Source organism: Pseudoalteromonas sp. 19-MNA-CIBAN-0066, assembly GCF_040308705.1.
Taxonomy (GTDB): domain Bacteria; phylum Pseudomonadota; class Gammaproteobacteria; order Enterobacterales; family Alteromonadaceae; genus Pseudoalteromonas; species Pseudoalteromonas nigrifaciens.
In genome coordinates, this window is record NZ_JBEONZ010000020.1 from 17919 (window position 1) to 43052 (window position 25134).

The 25134-nt window shown below is 39.9% G+C and carries 21 protein-coding genes and 1 pseudogene; 3 read left to right on the forward strand and 19 right to left on the reverse strand.

Translation table 11 applies throughout. The features are described from left to right. Position 1 precedes the first annotated feature (1 nt). The 5 genes and pseudogenes from AAEZ18_RS12130 to pomA form a co-directional block, all read right to left on the reverse strand. Positions 2–1798 (reverse strand): site-specific integrase, encoded by a 1797-nt coding sequence (locus tag AAEZ18_RS12130; protein ID WP_350594828.1) that lies wholly within the window; start codon positions 1796–1798, stop codon positions 2–4. A 4-nt stretch (positions 1799–1802) separates the two neighbouring features. Next, complete coding sequence (locus AAEZ18_RS12135; RefSeq protein ID WP_350594825.1) at positions 1803–3128, reverse strand: tyrosine-type recombinase/integrase; 1326 nt, start codon at positions 3126–3128, stop codon at positions 1803–1805. Between the two features lie 75 nt (positions 3129–3203). Continuing rightward, a pseudogene (locus AAEZ18_RS12140) lies at positions 3204–3521 on the reverse strand (toprim domain-containing protein); the annotation flags it as partial. Between the two features lie 202 nt (positions 3522–3723). Next, complete coding sequence (locus AAEZ18_RS12145; protein ID WP_011329012.1) at positions 3724–4644, reverse strand: flagellar motor protein MotB; 921 nt, start codon at positions 4642–4644, stop codon at positions 3724–3726. Between the two features lie 2 nt (positions 4645–4646). Further along, positions 4647–5414 carry a flagellar motor protein PomA gene (gene pomA / locus AAEZ18_RS12150; protein WP_041454537.1) on the reverse strand — a complete coding sequence of 256 codons (768 nt, stop codon included), beginning with the start codon at positions 5412–5414 and terminating at the stop codon, positions 4647–4649. Between the two features lie 268 nt (positions 5415–5682). Between pomA and AAEZ18_RS12155 the strand changes: the two genes are divergently transcribed. The 3 genes from AAEZ18_RS12155 (at position 5683) to dxs (ending at position 8790) form a co-directional block, all read left to right on the forward strand. Continuing rightward, complete coding sequence (locus AAEZ18_RS12155) at positions 5683–5925, forward strand: exodeoxyribonuclease VII small subunit (RefSeq protein ID WP_011329014.1); 243 nt, start codon at positions 5683–5685, stop codon at positions 5923–5925. Between the two features lie 2 nt (positions 5926–5927). Further along, positions 5928–6815: a (2E,6E)-farnesyl diphosphate synthase gene (gene ispA, locus AAEZ18_RS12160; RefSeq protein WP_011329015.1), complete on the forward strand. Its 888-nt coding sequence runs from the start codon at positions 5928–5930 to the stop codon at positions 6813–6815. A gap of 112 nt (positions 6816–6927) precedes the next feature. Continuing rightward, positions 6928–8790 carry a 1-deoxy-D-xylulose-5-phosphate synthase gene (gene dxs / locus AAEZ18_RS12165; protein ID WP_179807526.1) on the forward strand — a complete coding sequence of 621 codons (1863 nt, stop codon included), beginning with the start codon at positions 6928–6930 and terminating at the stop codon, positions 8788–8790. Positions 8791–8860: 70 nt separating this feature from the next. On the opposite strand, the gene AAEZ18_RS12170 is transcribed toward dxs, so the two are convergent. The 14 genes from AAEZ18_RS12170 to AAEZ18_RS12235 form a co-directional block, all read right to left on the reverse strand. Beyond that, positions 8861–11947 carry a diguanylate cyclase domain-containing protein gene (locus tag AAEZ18_RS12170; protein WP_350551583.1) on the reverse strand — a complete coding sequence of 1029 codons (3087 nt, stop codon included), beginning with the start codon at positions 11945–11947 and terminating at the stop codon, positions 8861–8863. Positions 11948–11982: 35 nt separating this feature from the next. Further along, positions 11983–12468 (reverse strand): phosphatidylglycerophosphatase A family protein, encoded by a 486-nt coding sequence (locus AAEZ18_RS12175; RefSeq protein ID WP_350551580.1) that lies wholly within the window; start codon positions 12466–12468, stop codon positions 11983–11985. Further along, complete coding sequence (gene thiL / locus AAEZ18_RS12180; protein ID WP_179807524.1) at positions 12465–13439, reverse strand: thiamine-phosphate kinase; 975 nt, start codon at positions 13437–13439, stop codon at positions 12465–12467. Before thiL ends, AAEZ18_RS12175 begins: the two co-directional genes overlap by 4 nt. A gap of 93 nt (positions 13440–13532) precedes the next feature. Next, positions 13533–13943, reverse strand: a complete 411-nt coding sequence (gene nusB, locus AAEZ18_RS12185) for a transcription antitermination factor NusB (RefSeq protein ID WP_011329020.1) — start codon at positions 13941–13943, stop codon at positions 13533–13535. A gap of 15 nt (positions 13944–13958) precedes the next feature. After that, positions 13959–14423, reverse strand: coding sequence for a 6,7-dimethyl-8-ribityllumazine synthase (gene ribH, locus AAEZ18_RS12190; protein WP_011329021.1), 465 nt, complete (start codon positions 14421–14423; stop codon positions 13959–13961). A 93-nt stretch (positions 14424–14516) separates the two neighbouring features. Further along, positions 14517–15629, reverse strand: coding sequence for a bifunctional 3,4-dihydroxy-2-butanone-4-phosphate synthase/GTP cyclohydrolase II (ribBA, locus tag AAEZ18_RS12195; protein WP_011329022.1), 1113 nt, complete (start codon positions 15627–15629; stop codon positions 14517–14519). Positions 15630–15657: 28 nt separating this feature from the next. After that, complete coding sequence (locus tag AAEZ18_RS12200) at positions 15658–16311, reverse strand: riboflavin synthase (RefSeq protein ID WP_350594823.1); 654 nt, start codon at positions 16309–16311, stop codon at positions 15658–15660. A 4-nt stretch (positions 16312–16315) separates the two neighbouring features. Then, positions 16316–17464, reverse strand: coding sequence for a bifunctional diaminohydroxyphosphoribosylaminopyrimidine deaminase/5-amino-6-(5-phosphoribosylamino)uracil reductase RibD (gene ribD / locus AAEZ18_RS12205; protein ID WP_350594821.1), 1149 nt, complete (start codon positions 17462–17464; stop codon positions 16316–16318). A gap of 2 nt (positions 17465–17466) precedes the next feature. Beyond that, complete coding sequence (gene nrdR, locus AAEZ18_RS12210; protein ID WP_058374002.1) at positions 17467–17916, reverse strand: transcriptional regulator NrdR; 450 nt, start codon at positions 17914–17916, stop codon at positions 17467–17469. A gap of 104 nt (positions 17917–18020) precedes the next feature. Next, entirely contained in the window at positions 18021–19277 is a 1257-nt protein-coding gene (glyA, locus tag AAEZ18_RS12215; protein WP_011329026.1) for a serine hydroxymethyltransferase, read from the reverse strand. A 271-nt stretch (positions 19278–19548) separates the two neighbouring features. Beyond that, complete coding sequence (gene thrC, locus AAEZ18_RS12220) at positions 19549–20832, reverse strand: threonine synthase (protein WP_350594819.1); 1284 nt, start codon at positions 20830–20832, stop codon at positions 19549–19551. 10 nt (positions 20833–20842) lie between these two features. Beyond that, the gene (thrB, locus tag AAEZ18_RS12225; RefSeq protein ID WP_058374004.1) at positions 20843–21778 is read right to left on the reverse strand and encodes a homoserine kinase; all 936 of its coding nucleotides are present in this window, start codon (positions 21776–21778) and stop codon (positions 20843–20845) included. A 9-nt stretch (positions 21779–21787) separates the two neighbouring features. Then, positions 21788–24205 carry a bifunctional aspartate kinase/homoserine dehydrogenase I gene (gene thrA, locus AAEZ18_RS12230; protein WP_011329029.1) on the reverse strand — a complete coding sequence of 806 codons (2418 nt, stop codon included), beginning with the start codon at positions 24203–24205 and terminating at the stop codon, positions 21788–21790. Between the two features lie 229 nt (positions 24206–24434). Next, complete coding sequence (locus AAEZ18_RS12235) at positions 24435–24803, reverse strand: response regulator (protein WP_086993178.1); 369 nt, start codon at positions 24801–24803, stop codon at positions 24435–24437. Positions 24804–25134 lie beyond the last annotated feature (331 nt).

Below are 25134 nucleotides of genomic sequence, written 5' to 3' on the forward strand. Positions count from 1 at the left end.
ATTAATTTAACTCCATCAAGACATTAAAATCCGTTTTATCAGCCCAAAGAGGATGCGGAAGCTCAGAATATTTCACCTCAGCACTTTTATATACGTGTGGAAACTCTCGCTTCAACCGCTCTAAAATTGACTCTACGGTATTAGTAACCTTGGCTAATGTAGTAGTGGGTATTGAGTTGATTGATGGCTGACAGGCGACCTCAAGGATTACATCTCGAAATGAAAGCATAAGCCAGATATCATCGACTTCAGCAATAACGGCATGATATGGGCAACCAAAACATTCTAAAAACTTATGGCACGCGACTTTATTTTTTTTCTTAGCTAAACCCGCTTTAACGAGTGATTTTTTTAGCTGCTTAGCTTTTTCACCGAAAGAATCCTTACAGCGGAGTCCATTGGATAAAGCGTTTGGGATATCTAATTTATTTTTTAAGTAAAATTGCTCTCTCACTGGATCTTTAAAGTGATAAGCACTTTTAATAACCGCATCATTTAATGTCTCTCCTTGAAGTGTCCGCTGCCTAACATCAAGTGCTCCTGCAATCGAGAACTCCATTAACTCAGGCACACCATTAGAATAATGTTTTGACACAGTATCTGGGCTATTATTTAAGCCTTCAGCAACTGAGAACATACTTTCGGTTGCTCTTATTATTAAAGTAGCTTTAGTTTTTCTAAATCGGTTTGTACGCAGTACCGGTAATTCAAAATATTTAAGCTTTTTATTAATTAAAGTAGCAAACTGATTTTCTAACATTCCAGTATATTTTTTCTTCGAGTAAACTGAAAAAACGTAATCAGAAGTATTATTTGTTATTAATTTACTTAAAGACAACCACGTATCAAAAAATTCTTTGGCTCTTTTACTAAAGCCTACTGTAGTAATGTTTTTTCTACCACGCTGCCTGTGCTTTGTTGTCGATAGCTTATAAACACCATCAGATGTTCGTTCAAAATGCTCACTTGAAATATCAGAAAACTTAATTGCTAACAGTTGGCTTTCATTTAATCCCGTGTAAAAAGATGTCAAATAAAGAGCTGCTTTCACAAGCTCATTTTTCCAAGTATAGCTAGGCCTAACGACTGAGAAAATATGCTTTCCGTTAAACGGGTTACCTAAGAAATCATTTCCTAAATCATCACACAGTAAAGGATGAACTGTAGGGTTAGAGCCATTAAGTAAATGAGTTCTATACTTATTAAATATCACGTAAAGTAATTTAACAATTTGTTTTAATTCTAAATCAGTATATGGCTTGGTACTTTCATGACTGTCTTTTATAAATAAAAAATTATCTCTTAGCTCATGAGTTAAAACTGGCTCAATTTCATTTAAAAACATTTTAAATGCGCCTAAAGTACTATTTATCGTCGTACCTCTAATATTTTCTAGACAACGTTTTTTTAAGTTATTAATAAACGGAATAATAGTTGTATGGTTGAAACCAACTTCGAGCTCATTTTTATCGCAAAATTGAAAAAAAATGACTAAAGAATTAAAATAACTGACCTTAGTGCGATCCCTTCTGTCCATTAGTAATATCGCATTATAACAATGTCGAATTAACTCCCATCGTCGCATATCAATTAACTCAGTGTTAGGTGAAAGTTTAAACTCTTGACCACTTGTACCAATCTTTATTTTTGGGCAATTTTTATAAGCTAGACGTTTAAAAAAACAATTCCTATTGCCAGCACTAATCACCAACTTGTCTATTGGTAAAGTAAATACCGCTGGACGATTCGTTATTTCAGCATTAGTAACTCTGCGCTTTTCATTTCCGATAAAAGCCATAGCCCTATCCCTCGACCTTTAAAACCAGATCAAGGGCTTGCTCATAAACTTCATTAGCCTCCAATGTTTGGTGACAAAACTTTAAATAATGCAGAAGTGTACTTCTTGACTTGTGTCCCATTACAGATTGAATGTAATCAAGAGCATCACCTTCTTTTACCCCTTGATTTAATAGCTCTTTTAAACGCGTTACGGCATAAGTTGAACGCAAATTATGAAACTTATGGTTAAAACTAGGATATTGCAGTTTTGCTGTATTTCGAACTTCGCACCATCGAGCATTAAATGTCCTAGAGGCGTAATGATGTCCATTCTGTGAAATAAACAAAGGTGGATTGTTTAATTCATCGGGGTTATTTACTTCGAAGAGTTTTCTACGTTTTATGTAACGCTTTGAATTAATGTATTGATGTAATTGATGCATTAACGATGAAGGTATCTCAATTGTTCTGCTGCCAGAGCCTTTAGTGTTCACTCCCTCTTGCGGTGATATGTGCACGCCATTTGTATGGATTAAATATTTATGACGAAGTTGCTCAGCTGTTGGCTTATAAATAAACTTTGATCTAAAAGTAACAATCTCTTCTCTACGTAATCCTGTATGTCTTGCTAAAGCTACGGCAAGCTTAAATTCCTCTGATAGGTTTACTAAAGCAGCTCCTTTTGAAGTATTTGAATTTACCTTTCCCTGACGACATATTTCATCGACCAAAGTCCATTCATGCTCACTCAAAGGAACAAGCTCTCTTGGCATACCAAAATTACTTTTATCCTTAGGTAGGTTAAGCCTAATATCTGTCGAGTCGACAAAGACAAACTTACCTCTACTAAACTCATGCCCACCATTAACGTTCACTTTAATCGTTTTATAATTAAATGGCTTATTTGTAAATTCGTAACCTTTGTTTAAATAAAACTTATAGAAACTGACAATTGAGCCTAAGTAATTATTGGCTGTTGTTCTAGCAATAGTTCCATTCTTCACTGCATCTTTAAGATGTTTACTGAACTTATACGTAGGTTTATTTCTTGAAGTAATGGGCATCTCGTCCCACTCAAGCCCTATTTCATCTAGGAAGATAAAGTAATGTAGTAATGCCTGAGCTTGAGTGTTTACACTTTTTCGATATAGAGAGGTCTTTAGATAAATAAGCCAATTATTTACAACACTAACTGGTAAACCATTATCTTGATATAACAATACAACATTCTGAACATGGTGGCCTAATCCATTAAAGTTAAAGCTGATTTCACCCGTGTCTGAATTAACTGACTTAGATAATTTTTGGTCAATAATTAAACTTGGTACTGTCCATAAAATGTAGTTCATAAGTCAGATCCTATTCCACACTTTTAACGATATTTATTGTAACAATGAGTTTTCATCAAAATATCGTAACAGTGCTCTATCGGGATCACCTGCATGCACTAGTGCTGTAGCCTGTTTGATTAGCTTTTTTAACACAGTAAGTTGCTTGCGAGTTTTAGTTTTTGCTTTTAATTGCCACTGCTCAGGAATGATAGGTAGGTGCTCAAACTGCCACTTTTTAAAGCGCTCATCATAGTCATCGGGCTCGGCTTGCTCGAGCAAATGACCAATACACCAAGATACGCAATCACCATTTGCAACTTCAATGTAGCCATCGTGCTTTTTGTGCGGTTTTGGTAACGCGTCGGCAATGGCGCGCCCTAAAGACGGCTTTTCGGCAATATAGAGTTTCATAAGCAAGCTCTTTTACTGTTTATATACACAGTAGTTTAGCATATCAATTTACAGTGTGGGATGTTTTTATTAAATCGAACTATTTAAGAGTTCTGAGGTATTTGGCTGAGGTGGTGACTTTTAGTCAATTTTGACTAAAAGTCACCTGAAATCAATTACACTTAGTTTGCTTAAACCAAGTGTGTTTTTAATAAAATGACTGCTACCTTACATCGATAGGATCAGACTCTTTGGCCTTTCCTTGTAAAATAGATATTTCAACGCGACGATTACGACGGCGATCTTCATTGCTGTCATTTGGCACTAACGGCCGGGTTTCAGCACGCCCTACTACCATCATTCTATTTTTATCAAATCCAACTACTTTTTGCAGCTCACTGGCTACTGCAACTGCACGCTTAGATGAAAGATCCCAGTTATTAATATATAACTCGTTTGAAACCTGAAAATCGTCAGTATGCCCAGACACGGTAATTTCTCCAGGCACATCTTTTAATAGCACGCCAATTTCTTGAATAATGGGTTTAAACTTAGGTTGTAAAAATGCACTACCCGAAGGGAAAGAGCCATTTTCACGAATACGAATAATTATTTGCTGCCCTAATGATTCAAGCTCTATGGCACCATCAATTATTTGTTTTTCTAATTGCTGAGCGATTTTTTTAACTAAGTCGTTTGTTTGCTGTTGATCGGCCGCTGAAATTGCTTGCTCCGATGCTTGCTCTTTGGAAGTACTACGCGACTCGCCACCACGTTTATCGCCCCGCTGCTCTTGCCTTCCGCCTGCTGAGCTTTCATCACCTGCCTGAAACTCTAACATTTGCTGGGTCATTTCTACCGTTTGCTGTTGAATTGTTTCAATTGGGGTAGGCTCTGGCTTGCCCGGAGTAAACTCCATAGCAATAACTGATGTGCCTTTGGGAATATCTTTAACTTCTATTTTATTTTGTACACCAAATGCAAATTTCATCGAACCGGCAATTTGTTTAAATTTAAGTACATCCATTTCAGAAAACGCAAGCAAGAGCACAAAAAAGCACATTAATAGCGACATTAAATCTGCGAATGTCCCCATCCACGCAGGTAAACCTGGGGGTGGGCACTTGCACTCTTGATCAGACATAGTTAATCCTCAGTGTTTACTTTACGTTTTGATTCAGCTAGATAGTTTTTCAAAATACCTTCTATTACTTTTGGATTTTGACCATCTTGAATACCTAAAACCGCATCTAAAATTAAACGTTGATTCATTGCCTCTTCGTCTTTACGCAGCTCCAATTTTGTTTGAATAGGAATAGCGACTACGTTAGCTAAAAATGCGCCGTATAATGTGGTTAACAATGCCACCGCCATAGCCGGACCAATTGCTTTAGGATCATCCATATTAGATAACATCGCAACTAAGCCTATTAAGGTGCCTATCATTCCCATTGCTGGGGCTATATCACCCAAAGATTTAAATAAAGTAGCACCCGACTCATGCCGTGCTGTAGTTAATGAAATATCTTTTTGCAGTGTGGCCCGCACTACGTCTGCGTCGTGGCCATCTACTAGCATGTCAACGCCTTTGCGCATAAATGGATTCGGTATTTCTGCCTCTTCAAGTGCTAAAAACCCGCCTTTACGTGCTGAATCTGCAAGTTCAACTGCTTTTTCGATTAACTCTTCTGGCGACTCAAGCTTAAACATAAACGCTTTGGTAACCACCTTACCTATGCCAAAAAACTGTGACATAGTAAAGTTTGATAAAACGATAAATAATGAACCGCCAAATACGATTACAACAGAGGGCGTGTTGTAAAACATAGCCATTTCACCGCTACTACTCATAAACATGGACATGACAATTAAGCCAATTGCGCCAAGGATCCCAATAATGGTTGCTAAATCCACATTCCCTCCAAAGGTTTTTGCTTTTATATGCAAACGTTTGTTATTAATTGTTTATCGGCAAGATACTGAATTGCTTAAGCCATTTTTTATAGATAAACATAAAAAGCTGGATTAAGCACTATTCTAGATCAACTTGTGTTATCTATCTAATTATCAATTTTTTAAAACATAAAACGTTTATTAACGAAAAAACCATTTCATCCTTTGACCTAGTTTAGCATTCCCCCTAAAATTGACTTCTAAATTTATTATGTAAGTTGAAATAAAGATGGCGACTAAAAAACCTGAAAACTTAAGTTTCGAGCAAGCACTAGAAGAATTAACAACAATCGTTAGTGAAATGGAACAAGGTGATTTATCGCTTGAGCAGTCATTAAAACAGTTTGAGCGTGGCATTGCTTTAGCAGGCGCATCGTCTAGTAAGTTGCAACAAGCTGAGCAAAAGGTGGCTATTTTAATGGGCAAAGATGAGAAGTCTGTATTAACCGACTTTGATAATGATATGGAATAGCCGTGACTATTAAAGAACTTATTACACATGCTCAAACTGATGTAGCCAATACTCTTAACCTTTATTTTGACCAATCGCTTAATACTGACGAGACCATAAAAGCCGCCACCCATTATAGTTTAATGAATGGCGGCAAAAGATTGCGTCCTTTTTTGGTTTACGCAACGGGTAAAATGCTCGGCGCAGATAAACAAGATTTAGACGTACTTGCTGCAGCTATAGAATGTATTCATAGCTACTCGTTAGTTCACGATGACTTACCAGCTATGGATGATGATGAATTACGTCGCGGACGCCCAACCTGTCATATCGTGTACGGCGAAGCACACGCAATTTTAGCCGGTGATGCACTGCAAGCTTTAGCATTTGAGTTAATCGCCAAGCATAATTTTAACTGTAGTGCTCAAGCTCAAGTTAAAATGATTGCTGAACTGGCACATGCCTCTGGGTTACAAGGTATGGTGGCAGGCCAAGGGCTTGATATTGCAGCTACTGATAAAGTAATAACCGTGGCTGAACTTGAGCGTATTCATAAGTTAAAAACCGGTGCGCTAATAAGCTGTGCAATTACACTGGGGGCTTTGTGCTCGAACAATGTTAGTCAAAACACGTTAGAAAATTTAGCCACTTTTGGCTATGCCATAGGGCTTGCATTTCAAGTACATGACGATATTTTAGACGTAGAAGGCGATACCGTTACTTTAGGTAAGCCTCAAGGGTCAGATATCGCTGCGAATAAAGCGACATATCCCGCTTTATTAGGTATGCTAGGCGCTAAAGAAAAAGCGCAAAACTTAATACAACAAGCCCATGCAGCGTTAGCAAATATAGACGCCGATACCAGTGCTTTAGCGTCACTAGCTAACTATTTAATTGAACGTGACCACTAAACACGGCTTAAACGTATTGCAACTTAGCACTAAAATTATTACTGAACATCAAATAACTCAAACAACGCGTTTGCACAGTTAGTTGATGTTAGCGAAGGACATATATAAAACCATGACACTTGATAGCAGCAAGTATCCATTACTTAATTTGGTTAACGAACCAGCCCACTTGCGAGACTTAGCACAAGATAAGCTTCCTGCATTTAGCCATGAGTTGCGTGACTACTTACTCAACTCGGTATCGCAAAGTAGCGGGCATTTAGCGTCTGGTTTAGGTACCGTAGAGCTCACTGTGGCACTACATTATGTGTATAACACCCCAGATGATCGCCTTGTATGGGATGTAGGCCACCAAGCTTACCCACACAAAATACTCACCGGGCGTCGCGATTTAATGCACACCATTCGTAAAAAAGATGGCTTGCACCCTTTCCCATTTCGCGAAGAAAGCCAATACGATACGTTTAGTGTGGGCCATTCTAGTACCTCTATTTCAGCTGCGCTGGGCATGTCTATTGCTGCGCAAAAAGAAGGTAAAGGACGCAAAACGGTTGCCGTTATAGGCGATGGTGCTATTACAGCAGGCATGGCTTTTGAAGCCATGAACCACTTAGGTGATGTAAAATCAGATATGTTGATCATTTTAAATGACAACGAAATGTCGATTTCTGAAAACGTTGGCGCGTTAACAAATCACTTTGCCCGTATTTTATCGGGTAGCTTTTATACTAACATTCGCGAAGGTAGTAAAAAACTACTCTCGGGTGTGCCACCAGTTAAGCAACTTGCCAGTAAAATGGAAGAGCATATTAAAGGGATGATGATCCCTGGTACCTTCTTTGAAGAATTAGGCCTAAATTATATTGGCCCAATTGATGGCCATGATGTAAACATGTTAGTAGATACGCTGCGTAATATGCGTAACTTAAAAGGCCCGCAATTACTGCATATAAAAACCCAAAAAGGCAAAGGGTATAAACCCGCTGAAGCCGACCCTATTGGCTATCACGGCGTACCTAAGTTTGATCCTAATACATCAAGTTTACCTAAATCAAAACCCGGTGCGGCTACATTTTCTAATGTATTTGGCGACTGGTTATGCGACATAGCAAAGCAAGACAGCAAGCTTATGGCGATAACACCGGCTATGCGCGAAGGCTCTGGCATGGTGCGTTTTTCAAAAGAGCATCCTGATCAGTATTTTGATGTTGCGATTGCCGAGCAGCACGCTGTAACCCTAGCCGCTGGTTTTGCTTGTGAAGGCTTAAAACCCGTTGTCGCAATTTACTCAAGCTTTTTACAACGTGCGTACGATCAGCTAATTCACGATGTAGCGCTGCAAAACTTACCTGTGTTATTCGCTATTGACCGTGCTGGTATTGTTGGCGCAGACGGCGAAACACATCAAGGTGCGTACGATTTAAGCTTTATGCGCTGCATTCCAAATATGGTCATTATGGCGCCAAGCGATACAAATGAGTGTCGCCACATGTTATATACTGGTTATCAAGCAAATTGCCCTGTTGCTGTGCGTTATCCGCGTGGTAGTGCTGGTACGGCAGAAATTGCAACTAATATGCAATTACTTGAAATTGGTAAAGCCGATGTTGTTAAGCAAGGTGCTAAAGTGGCTATATTGTCATTTGGTACATTACTTGAAAACGCGCAACTAGCAGCTGATGAACTCAATGCGACTTTAGTTAATATGCGCTTTATTAAACCGCTTGATACTGCGTTACTCGATGAGTTAATAAACAGCCACAATGTAATAGTAACGCTTGAAGACAATGCAATTTCTGGCGGTGCTGGCTCTGCGGTTAATGAGTATTTAGCAACGCAAAAAGCACAGGTTAGCATTCTTAACTTAGGTATCCCTGATGAATTTATTAAGCACGGTACACAAGACGAAATGCACGACGAAATGGGCTTAGGCGAGCAAGGAATATTAACTGCTATAAAAGCGTTTATTAATTAACCTCCTACTCATTTAAAGCATATTAAAAAAGGAGCCTAGGCTCCTTTTTTAATATCTAAATATTAGTTACTTATCGCATCCATACTTTAATATCAGCTAAACCATTGGCTTGTAGCAAGCCTATTTGCTGTTCAACATTAGGGTTTTGCTCAAACTCAAACGCATCTAACTGCTCATCAAAGGTAATATTAGCGACCCCATCGCCACCGCGTTTTTTAACTTGATGCAGTGCAATATCAGCTAAATTAATCGAGGTTTCCCAGCTAATAACTTGGCCACCTAATAATGGTAGCGGATAAAACGACCAACCAATTGAGGCTGAAATATGAGTGCTTTTACCGTTTGGCAATTGAAATGCATGTTCGGAAATTCCTTGGCAAAGATCCGACACATAGCTGTCAATTAAGTTACATTTAAAGTCACGTAATAAAAGTAAAAACTCATCGCCGCTCCAACGTGCCACATAATCTGAGCCCTGAGTACGCGAATTAAGTAATACCGCCATTTGCTGCAAACAACTATCTCCGGCAATTGGCCCATACGCATCGTTAATACGGCTAAAGTTGTCTAAGTTTATAATTAATAATACTAGCGACTTGCCCTGCGCTTGCAGTGATTGTGAGTTACGCTGAAAATGTTCAATATCTTTAGGTAGTTGGTCGAACAAAAAGCGGCGACTACGTAACCCTGTAAGCTCATCTGAATGGCTCACTAGCTTAAGCTGTGAGTTAACTTTATTAAGCTTATCGTTTGCTTGGCGAAGCTCTAAGGTACGATCAGTGATCAACCCTTCTAACACTTCTTGTTTACGGCGCTCTTGCGCTCTAAATACCCAAAACACTAAATAAAACAATAAAACAAAACCACTGGTGATCAGTAATCTAAAGTAAATTGTTTCGTCAAAACGCTCAGGTACTACAAAAGCGTAATCAACAGATTGGGCTATGTTCCAATCCTCGCCTTGGCGTTTTGTTTCTAACTGAAACAAAAAAGAACCGGCTGGAAGGTTGGTATAAATAGCTTCGCGGCGAGTATTCGCGTATCGCCAGTCAGTATCTAAACCATTTAATTTATACCTAAACTCAATACTATTTGGCGCGTAATAATCTATGGCTGTGTATTTTAAAGTAACATCGCGCTCGTCTATTTTTAATCGCGGTTTATTACCTAATGCAGCAGTGGTTAAACTACGTAATGGTGTAGTTAATGTTTCTATTTTAGGTTTTAAACCACGTAAACCAAACAACTCAACGCTTTTAGGTATTTCAACTACACCTTGTAAACTGGGATACCAAATAGAATTGTTCATATCAACAACCGCGTCATGCCCTAAGCCATTACAACATTGGCTGGCTTTACCATCGAGTTGGCGGTCGAACGAGGAAATAACTTCTTCAACTTTTAAGCTTTGGATCTGCGTTTTAAATTGATCTACCGGCATCCGATAAACACCTTTCATGGTGCTTACCCATATTCTTTTTAATTTTTCATCGTACTTTAAGCTAAAAATAGAACCATAAGGTAAGCCATTTGCCGCATCTAACTGCTGCCATTGTCCTTGTCCACTACGATAGAACAAGCCATCGTTTAACGAACCAACTAATATCCCAACTCCATCTATATGCAAAATACTGGTTACATAAGCACTTTCTAAGGTAGTTTGGTCACCTATTTTTTCTATTCCTCGGTCTGTAAAGTAATACGCACCTTTACTAGTACCAATAATGCCAAAATTTGGGGCATCTAATACAAAAGTAATAAACTTACTGCCTAAAAATGCATTATAAGCAAAGGGTCTTAAACCACTATAATTGAGTCTATACAATCCTCGGCCGGTACCAATCCAAAATCCGCCTCGGGTAGCTGAGCTAATCGCAAATACCGGGTTGTCGTTTAATACGCGCCCAGGAAAGCTGTAAAGAGTGTCGTCTTCATAAAAGAATAACCCACGCCCAGTAGCAATATAAAGCCGATCGCCATCAAACTGTAAATCATGCACCGAGGCATGCCCATACTTGCTACTGTTTATTATATTAATAAAGTTTTTATTGGTATCAAAGTAACCAACACCGCTTTTGTTAGCAATCCACAGTTTGTCATCGGGTGATTTACTAATCGCCATTACCGTTTCAGTCATTTTAGAAATTGCCGAGTGACGTTCAATACGGCCTTCGTGAGCAAGCCATAAACCTTCACTAAAACTGGCTAGCCAAACATTATTTTGATCATCGCGAAACATGTCAGCAAACCAAATACTTTGATCTAACTGACTTGGCTCAACCCATTGCCAATCACCTGACTTGCCACGAAATAATAAACGCCCATAAGTAGATACCCATAAGCCACCATTGGTGTCGCTCATAAATTTATAAACTGCAGAGTTATTCACATTAGGCAGTGGGAAAGAACGTAGTTCGTCATCTAAATCTAAAAAATAAGCACCCAACTCAGAGGCTAAATATAAATTACCATTTAAAAAAGAGAGATCGTGCACTATGGTTTGCGCTAAGCTGTCGGGTAATGACACTTTGGCAGTAAGCTCTAAGCGTAATTTAGAAAAGTCGGCAGCGCTTTTTGTCAGGCGCAGTAAATGTCTGTCGTTTACTAACCAAATACCTTCAGGTGCGAGCGCCATTTTGCTCACAGAGCCAACTATTTGAGTAATAACAGTGGGATTAACTATGGGTGATGGCTCATTAGTTTGATCGCGTAAATCAACCAAACTACGATCAACATAATACAGGCCATTAGCGGCTATCCAAATACCGCCTTTAGAGTCCTCTAAAATATCTCTAACCGGGCCTTTAATATTAAACTCTTGTGCACTAAGTGTTGCAGGGTCAATAACCACTAACCCATTTTTGGTGCCGATCCACAAAAAGCCTTGGCCATCTATTAGTAATTTATTAATACCATTACTTGGTAAAAAAAGACTATTTTGCGTGTTGTAGTTGGTAAAAGTATTGCCGTCAAAACGACTTAAACCAAATTGAGTTCCCAGCCACATATAACCTTGCTGGTCTTGCACAACACTTTTGAGTGATTGCGAGGGGAGTCCATCTTTAATATTCCATTGTTTAACTACGTAATCAGTAATTGAGGCCCAACTTGGCATAGCACAGGTTAGTAGTACAAAAACTAGTAAAAATCGCATCATATTGCTGCCACCTAGCTAAACAATCAAATAATAAACTAAAAGGGTAGTAAACCTACTTTTATCAGCGCTTGCAAACAAATAAGTGAAAATATACCTGCAAGTACGTCATCAATCATAATGCCAAATCCACCATGGGCACGCTTGTCGAGCACACGGATAGGGCCTGGTTTGACTATATCAAAAAAACGAAACAGTAAAAAACCAACCAATAATGTTTGCCAGCTCAGTCCCGTACCAATCATAGTGATGTAGTAACCTGCCACTTCATCCCATACAATCGCAGGGTGATCGTGTACCCCTAAATCATCTGCGGTCTTGCCACAAGCCCAAATACCAAAAACACTGATCACTACAGCAAATACTATTTGTAACCACAACGGGTAGTGCATGGTTATAAAAATAAAAGGTAAAGCGGCCAAAGTACCAAATGTGCCTGGGGCTATAGGTGCAAGCCCAGTACCAAAACCTAAACCAAAAAACTGATGTGGACGCTTTAGGTTAAATAAACGCTTGTTGTTCAACTTAAATCCTTAGAAAAGTGCTCAAAACCTTGGTGCTTAAAAGTAAACTTTTCGCCTTTATGTAACAGGTCAATTTGCCCTTCGCCACTTTTTATTTGGCCAATACAAATTGCCTCTACGCCATATTGACGCAGTTTTACATCAAGCATACTTTTATTGCTATCAGGCACGGTATAAAGCAGTTCATAGTCGTCGCCGTAATTTAGTATAAACGGTAATTGTTGTTCAAAATCAAGGCTAGCTTTCATTGCATCCGAGGTGGGTATGCTTTCAATATTAACCGTTGCGCTAACCTGCGACATATTTAGTATATGGCCTAAATCGGCTAGTAAACCATCTGAAATATCAATAGCAGAAGACGCAAGCCCACGTAATACCTGCCCTGCAGCCACTCTAGGTGTAGGGAAGTTAAGGCGCTTTTTAATATGTTTTAGGTGTTCAGGTTCAATTGTTAAGCCTTGCTTGCGAGACTCTATTGCAAGCCCTGCATCACCTAACGGCCCAGTAACAAAAATCCAGTCACCTACTTTTGCGCCATTTCGGCATAACGCAGTGCCTTCGGGCACTGTACCTTTTGCACAAATAGTAATACTCAAAGGTCCTTGAGTCGTATCGCCACCTATTATTTGCACATTAAAATATTCGGCAATTTCATGCATGCCGTCAGTCAATTCTTCAATCCATTGCTCATCAATACTCGGAAGTGTTAAAGCGATAGAAACCCATGTTGGCTCTGCCCCCATTGCCGCTAAATCACTTAAATTTACAGCCAATGCTCTGTGCCCGAGTGCGCGAGGTTCAATGTCGTCAAAAAAATGCACACCAGCAACGAGTGTATCGGTTGTAATAGCAAGCTGACAATTTTGCGGCACAGTAACTAATGCGCAGTCATCTCCAATCCCTAAGTTAACATCGCGGCGAGTAATACCACGACCTTTAAAATAACGATTAATTAATTCAAATTCCTTCATACACAAAAAAGCCGACCTATGCCGGCTCTCCTTTTTAACGGTAATTTATACCAGCCAGTTTTGATAAAATAATTATCAAAATTTGACTAAATATTACTTACGTAAATGCTTAACTGCTTTATCAAGTACACCGTTTACAAATTTATGGCTATCTTCAGCGCCAAACATTTTAGCTAATTCAATGCTTTCGTTGATAGCCACTTTGTATGGAACATCTTCACGAAATTTTAGCTCATAGCTGCTTAAACGTAATATTGCGCGTTCAACCATATCTAACTCATCGAATGGACGGGTTAAATGCGGTGATACAGCCTCGTCTAGTTGCTTATAATTTACCGCAACGCCACTGGCTAAATCTTTAAAATATTCAACATCAATTTTAGTCACGTCGTTTTCGATCAACATTTGTTGTTCGATATCGGCAATTGCATTGCCACTTAATTGCCAAGAATAAATGGCCTGAAGTGCTAATATACGTGCTTTACGTCTTGCTGCTGGTTTCACAAAAATTCCTTAAACTTAAATTTTATCTAACACATTAACCATTTCAAGCGCGCCTAAAGCAGCTTCGCCGCCTTTATTGCCCATTTTGGTGCCAGCACGCTCAATTGCTTGTTCAATGCTTTCTGTGGTTAATACGCCAAATGCAACCGGTATATCATACTCAAGTGATACTTGCGCAAGACCTTTGTTTGATTCGCCAGCAACTAGGTCAAAGTGTGGAGTACCACCTCTGATCACTACGCCTAAAGCGATGATTGCATCATACTGTTTTTTTGCCGCAATACGTTTCGCTGCTAAAGGTAATTCAACCGCGCCAGGTACATAAACCACGGTAATATCGTCATCCGATACACCACCTGTGCGTTTTAATTCATCAATAGCGCCTGCTAATAAGCTACTACCAATAAAGTCATTAAAGCGAGAAATGACAATGGCAAATTTTTTGCCCGGAGCGTACTTACTACCTTCAATAATTTTCATTTGATAACCTTAAAAATAAGTTTGAGCGATTTCGATTGCGCAAAAATTGCAGCGCATCATACCATAAAAATAAAATAATAGCCTAGCGCCTAATTACTGCGGCTCTATGTAGTCAACAACTTCTAAATGAAACCCAGAAAGTGCATGGTACTTTTTAGGGCGACTCATTAAACGCATTTGTTTAATGCCTAAATCGGCTAAAATTTGTGAACCCACGCCTACAGTACGAGACGTACCTGTAAATTTATTCGGTGTTACATCCTCACCCGAATCTTCGGCTGCAAACGCTTTTACTGTTGCCTCAAGTTCTGCGGTGCTTTCTTGTTTGCCTAAAATAACTAATACACCATTGTGCTTCGCTATATAAGCCATTGCGTCCGACACGCCCCAACTACGCTCAGAATTTCTATCTGAGAGTAAAATATCGTTAAAGGTGCTTTGTAAATGCACTCGCACTACGGTTGGCGCTTGTTGTTTTATTTCGCCTTTTACTAATGCGTAATGTAGTTGTCCGTCAATGGTGTCTTTGTAAGTTACTAAATCAAACTCACCGTGCTCGGTAGGTAACTTACACTTTGCTACTTGCTCTATCGTGGTTTCGTTTAAGTTACGGTATTCAATTAAATCAGCTATGGTGCCAATTTTAATATCGTGCTGTTTAGAAAACACTTCTAAGTCAGGACGGCGCGCCATAGTGCCATCTGCATTGAGTATTTCAACAATAACCGATGAAGGCTCAAGCCCTGCTAAACGAGCTAAGTCGCAGCCAGCTTCAGTGTGCCCAGCACGTGTTAAAACACCGCCAGGTTGTGCCATTATAGGAAAAATATGCCCAGGTTGTACTATGTCACTAGGCACTGCGCCTTTAGCTATCGCTGCCTGCACTGTACGTGCTCTATCTGCTGCCGAAATACCTGTGGTAACGCCTTTTGAAGCTTCTATCGACATAGTAAAATTAGTTGAAAACGCAGCACCGTTATTTTTTACCATAAGCGGTAAATCAAGTTGCTCGCATCGCTGTTGCGTCATGGTTAAACAAATTAAACCACGGCCATGCGTGGCCATAAAGTTAATAGCTTCTGCGCTAATATGCTCGGCGGCAATAATTAAATCGCCTTCATTTTCCCTGTCTTCATCGTCCATTAAAATAACCATTTTACCGGCTTTAATGTCTGCGATAATTTCTTCTGCGCTGTGTAAGTTCATAATTCACTCTTATTAGTTGTTAGTTGCGTTACTTAATAAAGCCCGCTTTTGCGAGTAAGCTCATTGAAATATCAGCGCCCGTAGGCTGCTCTGCGCCTTTTATAAGCCGCTCTAAATAACGCGCAATTTGGTCGACTTCCAAATTAACTTGGGTGCCCACTTTAAAATTAGCTATCGTTGTTTGCTCGCTGGTATGGGGCACAATCGTTAATTTAAATTTATTACCTTCTACTGCGTTCACTGTTAGGCTAATACCATCAATACATACCGAACCTTTGTATGGTATGTATTTCATTAGGTTTTCATCTGTGCTTAGCCAATATTCTGTAGCACGTGCATTTGGCGTAATGGCGGTAATTGTAGCAATGCCATCAACATGACCAGATACTAAATGCCCACCTAAACGCGAAACCGGTTGCATGGCTTTTTCAAGATTAACTGTTTGCCCTAATGTGTAATGAGCAAAACCAGTTAAACCTATGGTTTCATTCGATAAGTCGGCACTAAAACCATCTGCATGTTTATCAACAACAGTTAAACACACACCATTAGTGGCAATACTATCACCTAACTTAACATCACTCATATCAAGGTCAGGGCTTTGTACACGAATAGCTAAATCGCCTTGTTTTTTTTGTAATAAAGCAATTTTGCCTGTGGCTTCTATTATCCCAGTAAACATAGCATTACTCTTTTGTATCAAGTGGTTTTAATGAGCTTTTAACTGCGCTAATACGTAAATCATCACCTATGCGCGTACACTCATTAAAAGTTAAATTAATCGTATTTTGCATACTGATCAACTCAGGAAAATTAACTAAACTCTTGCCATCACACCCAATTAATTTAGGCGCTAGATAAAAAATAAATTCATCTATTAAATCCAGTTCAACCATTTTACCCGCAAGGGTTGCCCCAGCCTCTAGCCACACTGTGTTAAATTGCAGCTTTGCGAGCTTTTTTAAAACCGCGGTTAAATCAACTTTTGAATTACTAGCAGTTACTACTATATGCTTTACAAAATGCGGCCAATGTTGCGATTTATCAACCTTGGTAGTAAAAATTATTATTTCACTTTCAATAGCAAATAAAGCAAGATTTGGGGTTAAACGATTTTGCGAGTCAATAATAACACGCACCGGTTGGCGAAGCGGTAACTGTGTAGGTAATGCCTGCGGTAATTCATTTTTACGCACATTTAATTTAGCGTCATCTACTAATACTGTATCGGCACCGGTTAAAATAGCGCAACTTTGTGCACGATATAACTGTACGTCTTGGCGTGCTGCTGCGCCTGTTATCCACTTACTTTGGCCATTATTTAGCGCCGTTTTGCCATCAATACTGGCGGCCATTTTACACGTTACATAGGGCAGGCCATGCTCCATGCGTTTAAAAAAGCCTAAATTAAGCGCCCTAGCCTGTGCTTCAAGTAACCCATGTGCAACCTCAATACCAGCGTCGCTAAGTATTTTCAGCCCCTTACCTGCCACTTGTGGATTGCTATCGACCATAGCGGCAATTACTTTTACCACACCGGCGGCTTTTAAACCTTCTGCGCACGGCGGTGTGCGGCCATAATGGCTACATGGCTCAAGCGTAACATAAGCAGTTGCGCCTTTTGCTTTACTGCCTGCCATAGCAAGTGCATTTACTTCTGCATGCCCTTGTCCGGCAAGCTGATGAAATCCCTCGCCTACTATTTCATTGTTTTTAACTAATACACAACCTACGTTTGGATTAGGCGTGGTAGTAAACCGGCCTTTTTTAGCCAGCTCTATAGCACGTGCCATATACATTTCGTCATATTGGTTAAAAACGTAGTCGCTCTGCATACTTACTCCCCTAAACGGGCAATTTCTTCGCCAAATTCGCGAATATCTTCGAACGAGCGATACACTGAGGCAAAGCGCACATAAGCTACTTTATCGAGCTTTTTAAGCGCTTCCATAATGCACTCTCCCACTAAGTGGCTCGAAACTTCTCGCTCGCCGGTTGCGCGTAATTGCGACTTTATTATATGAACAACTTCTTCTACTTGTTCGGTACTTACGGGGCGTTTTTCTAGTGCGCGGTTTAAACCATTTAATAACTTATCTTCGTTAAAGGGTTCGCGGCTGCCATCTTGTTTAATTACCCGTGGCATAACCAGCTCTGCGCCCTCAAACGTAGTAAAACGCTCATGGCAGTCATTGCATTCACGACGACGACGCACTTGGTGACCACCGCCAACCAGGCGAGAGTCAATAACTTTGGTATCTTTTGCGGTACAAAATGGGCAATGCATAGCTAGGTACTTCCGTTTTAAAAAACAAAAAAGGCCGCTTTAAAGCGGCCTTTATCTTAGCAAAAAACTAAGCGATTGTGATCTAAATTACTGTTTTACTTTTATTAAGCGTAAACAGGTAGTTTTGCACAAATAGCTTTTACTTTTTCTCTTACTTGCGCCTGTACTGATTCATCATTGATGTTATCTAGTACGTCACAGATCCAGCCAGCAAGCTCTTTAGATTCTGCTTCTTTAAAACCACGACGAGTAATTGCAGGTGAACCAATACGTAGGCCCGAAGTTACAAACGGTGAACGTGGATCGTTAGGCACTGAGTTTTTGTTAACTGTAATATGAGCGTTACCCAAAGCAGCATCTGCATCTTTACCAGTAATGTCTTTATTGATTAAATCAAGTAAGAATAAGTGGTTTTCAGTTTTGTCAGATACAATTTTGTAGCCACGTTCCTGCATAACAGCAACCATAGCCTGTGCATTTTTAACAACTTGTGTTTGGTACACTTTAAACTCTGGCTGTAGAGCTTCTTTAAATGCCACTGCTTTAGCAGCAATAACATGACATAAAGGACCGCCTTGGCCACCAGGGAAAACAGCACTGTTAAGCTTTTTGTAAATTGCTTCGTCGCCACATGCCGAAATAATTAAACCACCACGTGGGCCTGCTAATGTTTTATGTGTAGTTGTAGTAACAACATGTGCGTGAGGAACTGGGCTTGGGTAAATACCCGCCGCAATTAAACCAGCAACGTGCGCCATATCTACAAAAAAGTAAGCGCCAATTTTATCAGCGATTTCACGTAATTTAGCCCAATCAACAATACCTGAGTATGCTGAGAAGCCACCAATGATCATTTTTGGTTTGTGCTCAAGCGCTAGCGCTTCAACCTGTGCGTAATCAATTTCGCCTGTAGTTTCATCTAGGCCATACTGAATTGCATTGTAAAGCTTACCTGAAAAGTTTACGTGTGAACCATGCGTTAAATGGCCGCCATGAGCTAAGCTCATACCAAGTACAGTGTCACCGGCGTTTAATAACGCTAAAAAAACAGCCGCATTTGCTTGCGAACCAGCATGTGGTTGTACGTTTGCGTAGTCAGAACCAAATAGTTCGTTAGCACGGTCAATCGCTAATTGCTCAACAACGTCTACATGCTCACAACCGCCATAGTAACGTTTGCCCGGATAACCTTCTGCGTATTTATTAGTTAACTGTGAACCCTGTGCTTCTAGTACGCGTGGGCTACAGTAGTTTTCAGAAGCGATTAATTCAATGTGATCTTCTTGGCGCGCAGTTTCTTTTGCAATTGCGTCAAATAACTCTGGGTCAAAATCTGAAATATTCATGCTACGTTCTAACATTGGGGTCTCCTGGGGCAAGGTGTATGGTATTTTTTAGAGGCTTTATTGTACGCTTAAAACGACTATTTGCCTACGCTCTTAAGTTGAGGATATTTAAACAGGGATTGAATTTATTTCACAGGCTTTTTAAGATGATATTTTTTAATCATTACATAAAAAATTAAAATATATATTAATTACTATATTTGCATAGCTAATGAAAGTATTAACACCCACACTAAAATATACCTATAAAAAAAGCGACCAAGGCCGCTTTAATTAAATTTTATTTTTAACTTAATTTTTTAAGTATTTCAGTACGTAAGGCATCATAGTCAGCATTTATATCATTAGCTAAACATGGCTTAGCCAATGCATCTGCAAGTGGCTTTGGCATGTCTAGCTTAATGTTTAAAATACCTTCAACACTGTCTTTAAATTTAGCTGGATGAGCCGTGGCTAAAAAGATTCCAGTAGCACCAGGAGCGCGATTTTCAACAAGTCCTTGGTATGCAATAGCAGTATGCGGCTCAGCAACATAACCTGTTTGTTGAATATTTTTCATCACTGTTTGCGTATCTTGCTCGTTTACGCTGGTTGAATAAAAATTATCGTAACTAAACCAGTTGTTGTCGAGCATAGTTTGCACTCGTGGCCAGTTATTTGGCTTGCTTACATCCATAGCATTTGAAAGTGATTCTAGCGTCGCATTTGGCGTCCAGTTTTTATCTAGCATAAAGCGCGGTACTGTATCGTTTTGATTAGTAGTTGCACTTAGTTTGCCAACAGGCAAACCAATAACAGCACCTATCATTGCCGCGCACACATTACCAAAGTTACCACTTGGAACCGAAATATGCGCAGTAGCCCGTTTTGCTTTTGGTAATTGTGCAATTGCCTCAAAGTAATAACAAACTTGCGCTACTAAGCGACTAATATTAATAGAGTTAGCGGAATTAAGCCCCAGTGTCGATTTAACTTCTTCATCTAAAAACGCATTTTTAACTAACTCTTGGCAATCATCAAAGCTGCCTTCAACCGCGTAACAATGAATGTTGCCACCCAATGTAGTAAAGAGCTTTTGCTGCGCCAGTGAAATTTTGCCTTTAGGGTATAAAATTACCACGTCGATATTAGGCTTATTATAAAACGCATGTGCAACCGCCGCGCCAGTATCGCCCGACGTTGCAGTTAAAATAGTCACTTTATCGCCTTGATTAAACTGCGCTAAACACTCTGCCATAAAGCGCGCACCAAAATCTTTAAACGCTAAGGTAGGCCCATGAAACAACTCTAAGCAATAAGTGTTCTCTGCCACTTCCACCAGCTTAACCGGAAAGTTAAATGCATTTTTAACCATATGTGCAACGGTATCTGCTGGTAATTCATCGCCAATTAAATGCGAGAGTATTTTACTACTACGGGTTACAAAATCCATATCAAGTAGTGCATCAACATCCGTTAGTGGTGTTAACGACTCGGGAAAAAATACCCCTTGATTACGCCCTAAACCCGTTTTTACTGCCTCAACAAACGACACTTGTTGCGAACTATCTTTTAAATTATGTAATTGCATAACTACTATCCTATAAAACTGTTAATTGACGTGTGCCGTCGTTATCTAATTTACAAATATGGCAAAAACCTTGCTCGTTTATGTAGTTACTTTCAAGCCACTGCGCGCACTGCTGTGCAGCTTTTAATGTTTTACACACAGTAAATAATGTTGGCCCTGCACCAGAAATACTAACAATTTCGGCGCCTAGCGCTGGCAAACTCGCTTTTGCTTCACTAAAACCTGTTATAAGTGGCGCACGGTATGGCTCAGCTATATCGTCTTGCATAATACTTAATGCATCATCAAAGCGATGCATTAACAATAAACTACTAAAGGCAGATAAACGCTGCGCAAATTCTACACCTGCGTGCATGCTCAATTCTTTTGGTAAAACTGAGCGTGCTTTTGCTGTATTAAGTGAAAAACCAGGAAACGCAGCAACGTAATACCAGTTTTCATCAACTGGTAAAGCAATTGATTTATTAGGAATTAAATCGCCAGTTAGCTGCAGGCCACCTAAATAACATGGCGTGATGTTATCGTAATGACGACCACCACTAACAACTGCTTCAAAGTCGGCCATTAATTCAATAAGTTCAACTTGGCTAAGCTTGGTACCGGCAAATTTATCAAGGGCAGCAAAGGTTGCAACCACCGAACACGCACTTGATCCTAGCCCTGAACCTATGGGCAAGTTCTTTTTCAGCTCCAACTTTACACTTGGCATATTAGGCGCTACATGCGCTCTAAAATGCACTAAACATTGATACGCTAAGTTTTCACTGGCATCACTTGGTAGCTTATGCGCGTATTCGCCAGAGCAAATAAACTCATCGCTCGATGCGGCACTAACAACGGCTACATCGCCTAATAAACTGCCGTCAATAGGTGCAAGAGCTGCGCCTAATGCGTCAAAACCAACGGCAAAATTACCAATAGATGCGGGAGCATATACTTCAATCATTGTTTGCTCCTAGCGCGATAACGTTTTTAAAATATCAGCAAATACACCAGCGGCTGTTACTGCCGAGCCTGCGCCATAGCCTCGTATAACAAATGGGCGTGGCTGATAATACTGACTTAAAATTGCTAATGCGTTTTCGCCATCACGAATATCGTAAAGTGCATGCTTTGCATCAACGGCTTCTATACCTACCTTACAGTGACCTTGCTTAATTGTGCCTACGTAACGCAGTACTTTACCCTCTGCGGCAGCACTTGCTATTCGGTCGTTAAAACCTGCGTTTAGGCTAGGGAGCTTTTCCATAAACGTATTTACATCATCGCCTTGTGCAAAACCGTGCGGTAATACCGACTCTACTTCAATGTCGCTTAGCTCTAGTGGCATCCCAGATTCGCGGGCAATAATTAATAGTTTTCGTGCTACGTCTGTCCCCGATAAGTCATCACGCGGATCAGGTTCAGTAAAGCCACTTTCTTTAGCTTTAATTGTTGCCTCAGACAGTGACAAGCCATCTTGCAGCGCACCAAACATGTACGATAGCGAGCCTGATAAAATACCACTAAATTCTAGTAACTCGTCTCCTGCACCAAATAACGATTTTAAGTTATCAAGTACCGGTAAACCGGCTCCTACATTGGTTTCGTATAAAAACTTACGGCCATTTTTTTGCGTTGCTGCAATTAAGTCTTGATAGTAAGCATACGAGCTTGTATTGGCCTTTTTATTTGCAGCTACGACATGGAAACCGGCATTTAAAAAGTCTACGTATTGCGCCGATAACGCATCTGACGAAGTACAATCAACTAATACTGGGTTTATTAAATGATTTTGCTGTACAAATTGTTCAACTAGTTTTAAATCAAAAGCTTGCTCTGATGCGCCAAGCTTTTGCTGCCAGTCATCAAAGGCAATACCTTCACTGTCTAAGTGTAGCTGGCGAGAGTTGGCAACCCCATAAAGCTTAAGTTTAATATTGCGTTTTTCAAGCCAAGCTTGTTGACGCTCTAATTGCTCAATAAGCTCTTGACCTACTAAACCACACCCTAATAAAAACACGTCAATTGATGGAATATGGGTAAAGAAATTCTCATGACAAACCTTTACAGCGCCATTACAACGTTCACCATCGATCACGGCCGAAATAGAACTTTCGGTAGAGTCTTGGGCTATAGCTACAATATTTACTTGTGCTTGAGCAAGTGATGCAAAAAACTTAGCCGCTAAACCTTTGTGCGCACGCATATTATCGCCCACCAAAGTAACAATAGCTAAGTTACGCTTTACTTGTATTGGTTCAATTAAACCTGCTTGAGACTCTAATTTAAATGCGGTTTGCAGCGCTTCAAGTGCCAGCGCTAAATCGACCTCATGAACACAAAAACTAATACTGAACTCACACGATGACTGGGTAATTAAAACAATCGACACATTATCAAGGGCAAGGGCATTAAATACTTTAGATGCCATCCCTACTTTACCTTTCATGCCCGGGCCCGACACGGTAAGCATTGCTAAATCTTGTAAACTTGATAGTGCTTTTACTGGCTCAGATGAAACGCTCTCGTTACTAATAAGTGAGCCTTGTGCATTGGGGTTACGCGTGTTTTTAATTTCGCACGGTACACCCGCTTTAGCGCAGGGTAAAATTGTTTTAGGGTGTAATACTTTTGCACCAAAGTAAGAAAGCTCCATCGCTTCTTTATAAGATAAAAAATCAACTTTAGTGGCGGTTTTTATATAACGCGGATCAGCACTGTAAACACCATCTACATCAGTCCAAATTTGGCAAACATCGGCTTCTAAACAAGCTGCCGCAATTGCCGCAGAATAATCTGAGCCATTTCGGCCCAAAGTGGTTAGTTCGCCTTGCTCATTACTGGCAGTAAAACCGGGCATAATATAAATAGTTGCTGGTTGTTCTTTTAATACGGCTTGAAAGCGCACTTTACTGGCAACTAAGTCTGCCTCTGCATCTATGTAACCACCGGTTGATACTATGCAATTGGTCGCTTCAAGGTACTGCGCGTTTAAATCACCGAGTAAGCATTGCATTAACGACACACTAACGCGCTCACCAAAGCTAATAATAAAAGCACGTACTTGCTCAGGGCAGCATTTAATAAGTGATACACCATCAAGTTTATTTTTAAGCTCGGTAAAATTTGGCCAGTTTTCAATTTCACCATAGCCTTGCTCTACTGCTTTTTTTAACTCGTCACATCGATTTACCAGTGCTTGCCACAAGTGACTAAAGTCTTCACCCTGCTCAGCCGCTGAGGCTAATGCAACTAATGAATCTGTCATGCCACCGGGGGCTGAAAGCACTAATAACATTTCATCTTTTAATTGTGCTTTTGCAAGCACGGCAACCATCTCTAAGCAAGCAAAGTCGGCAAGCGATGATCCGCCAAATTTTAAAACGCGCATTTTTTATGTTTCCTCATTCCATAAAACGAAAAAAGGCCTGGGTTCTAAGTGAACACAGGCCTTTAAATTTGTTGCACCGACCTATGCCACTATCCAGTTAGGATGATGGTTGTAATAATAATGGTCGCTGCAAGACTAAATGTTTTCATAGCTTAAGACTGCCTTAACACAGGCTATACTGTCAACCCTCATTAAGAAGATAAAACAGTCTTTTTTTTCATCTTAACTTCTAGTAAATGCCAAATTTATGCAAAATATTATTAAGTATTATTTTGCCAACTGGCTTTTCGATAAACCCTATAACACCTAATTGTGCTACGCGCTGCTGCATTTGCTGTTGAATATCTGCCGAAATGACTAATACAAAACACTCCATTTTTTCTGCTTTAATATGCTCCAACACCTGCACACCATCGAGTATCGGCATAGTTAAATCGAGGCAAACTAAATCAAAATGTTGTTCTTTCAATAACGCTAACGCATCTACTCCATTTATCGCTTGGCGTATATCGGCGGTTATACAGTCATTTAAGCAACGTATCACTTGTTTGCGGGCTACTGCTGAATCGTCACAAACTAAAATAGAAAAGTTCATCATGAAAACCAGTTACTAAGGCGATGCATTAAAGCCAGCATAAAAACAACCTCTCGTTCAGCCAAACTTAAAGCCGAAAAACTTCAAAAATATCGAGCTTCACTATAACTGAATTAATGTAAAATACACTAGGGCGTGTTAATTTTTCAAAATTGAAATTTATTCAACCAAGAGTTATTTATATTTGGCCTAGCCTGCGATTATCAAACCCAGCATTAAACTATAGTGTAATGCAAAAAGCTAAACGCTAAATACATATGCGCTTAGTTTTAAACGGCCTGTATAAAAGTGTAGCAACTTATTGCGCAACAAGTGCGCAGCGACAGCAAGCAAG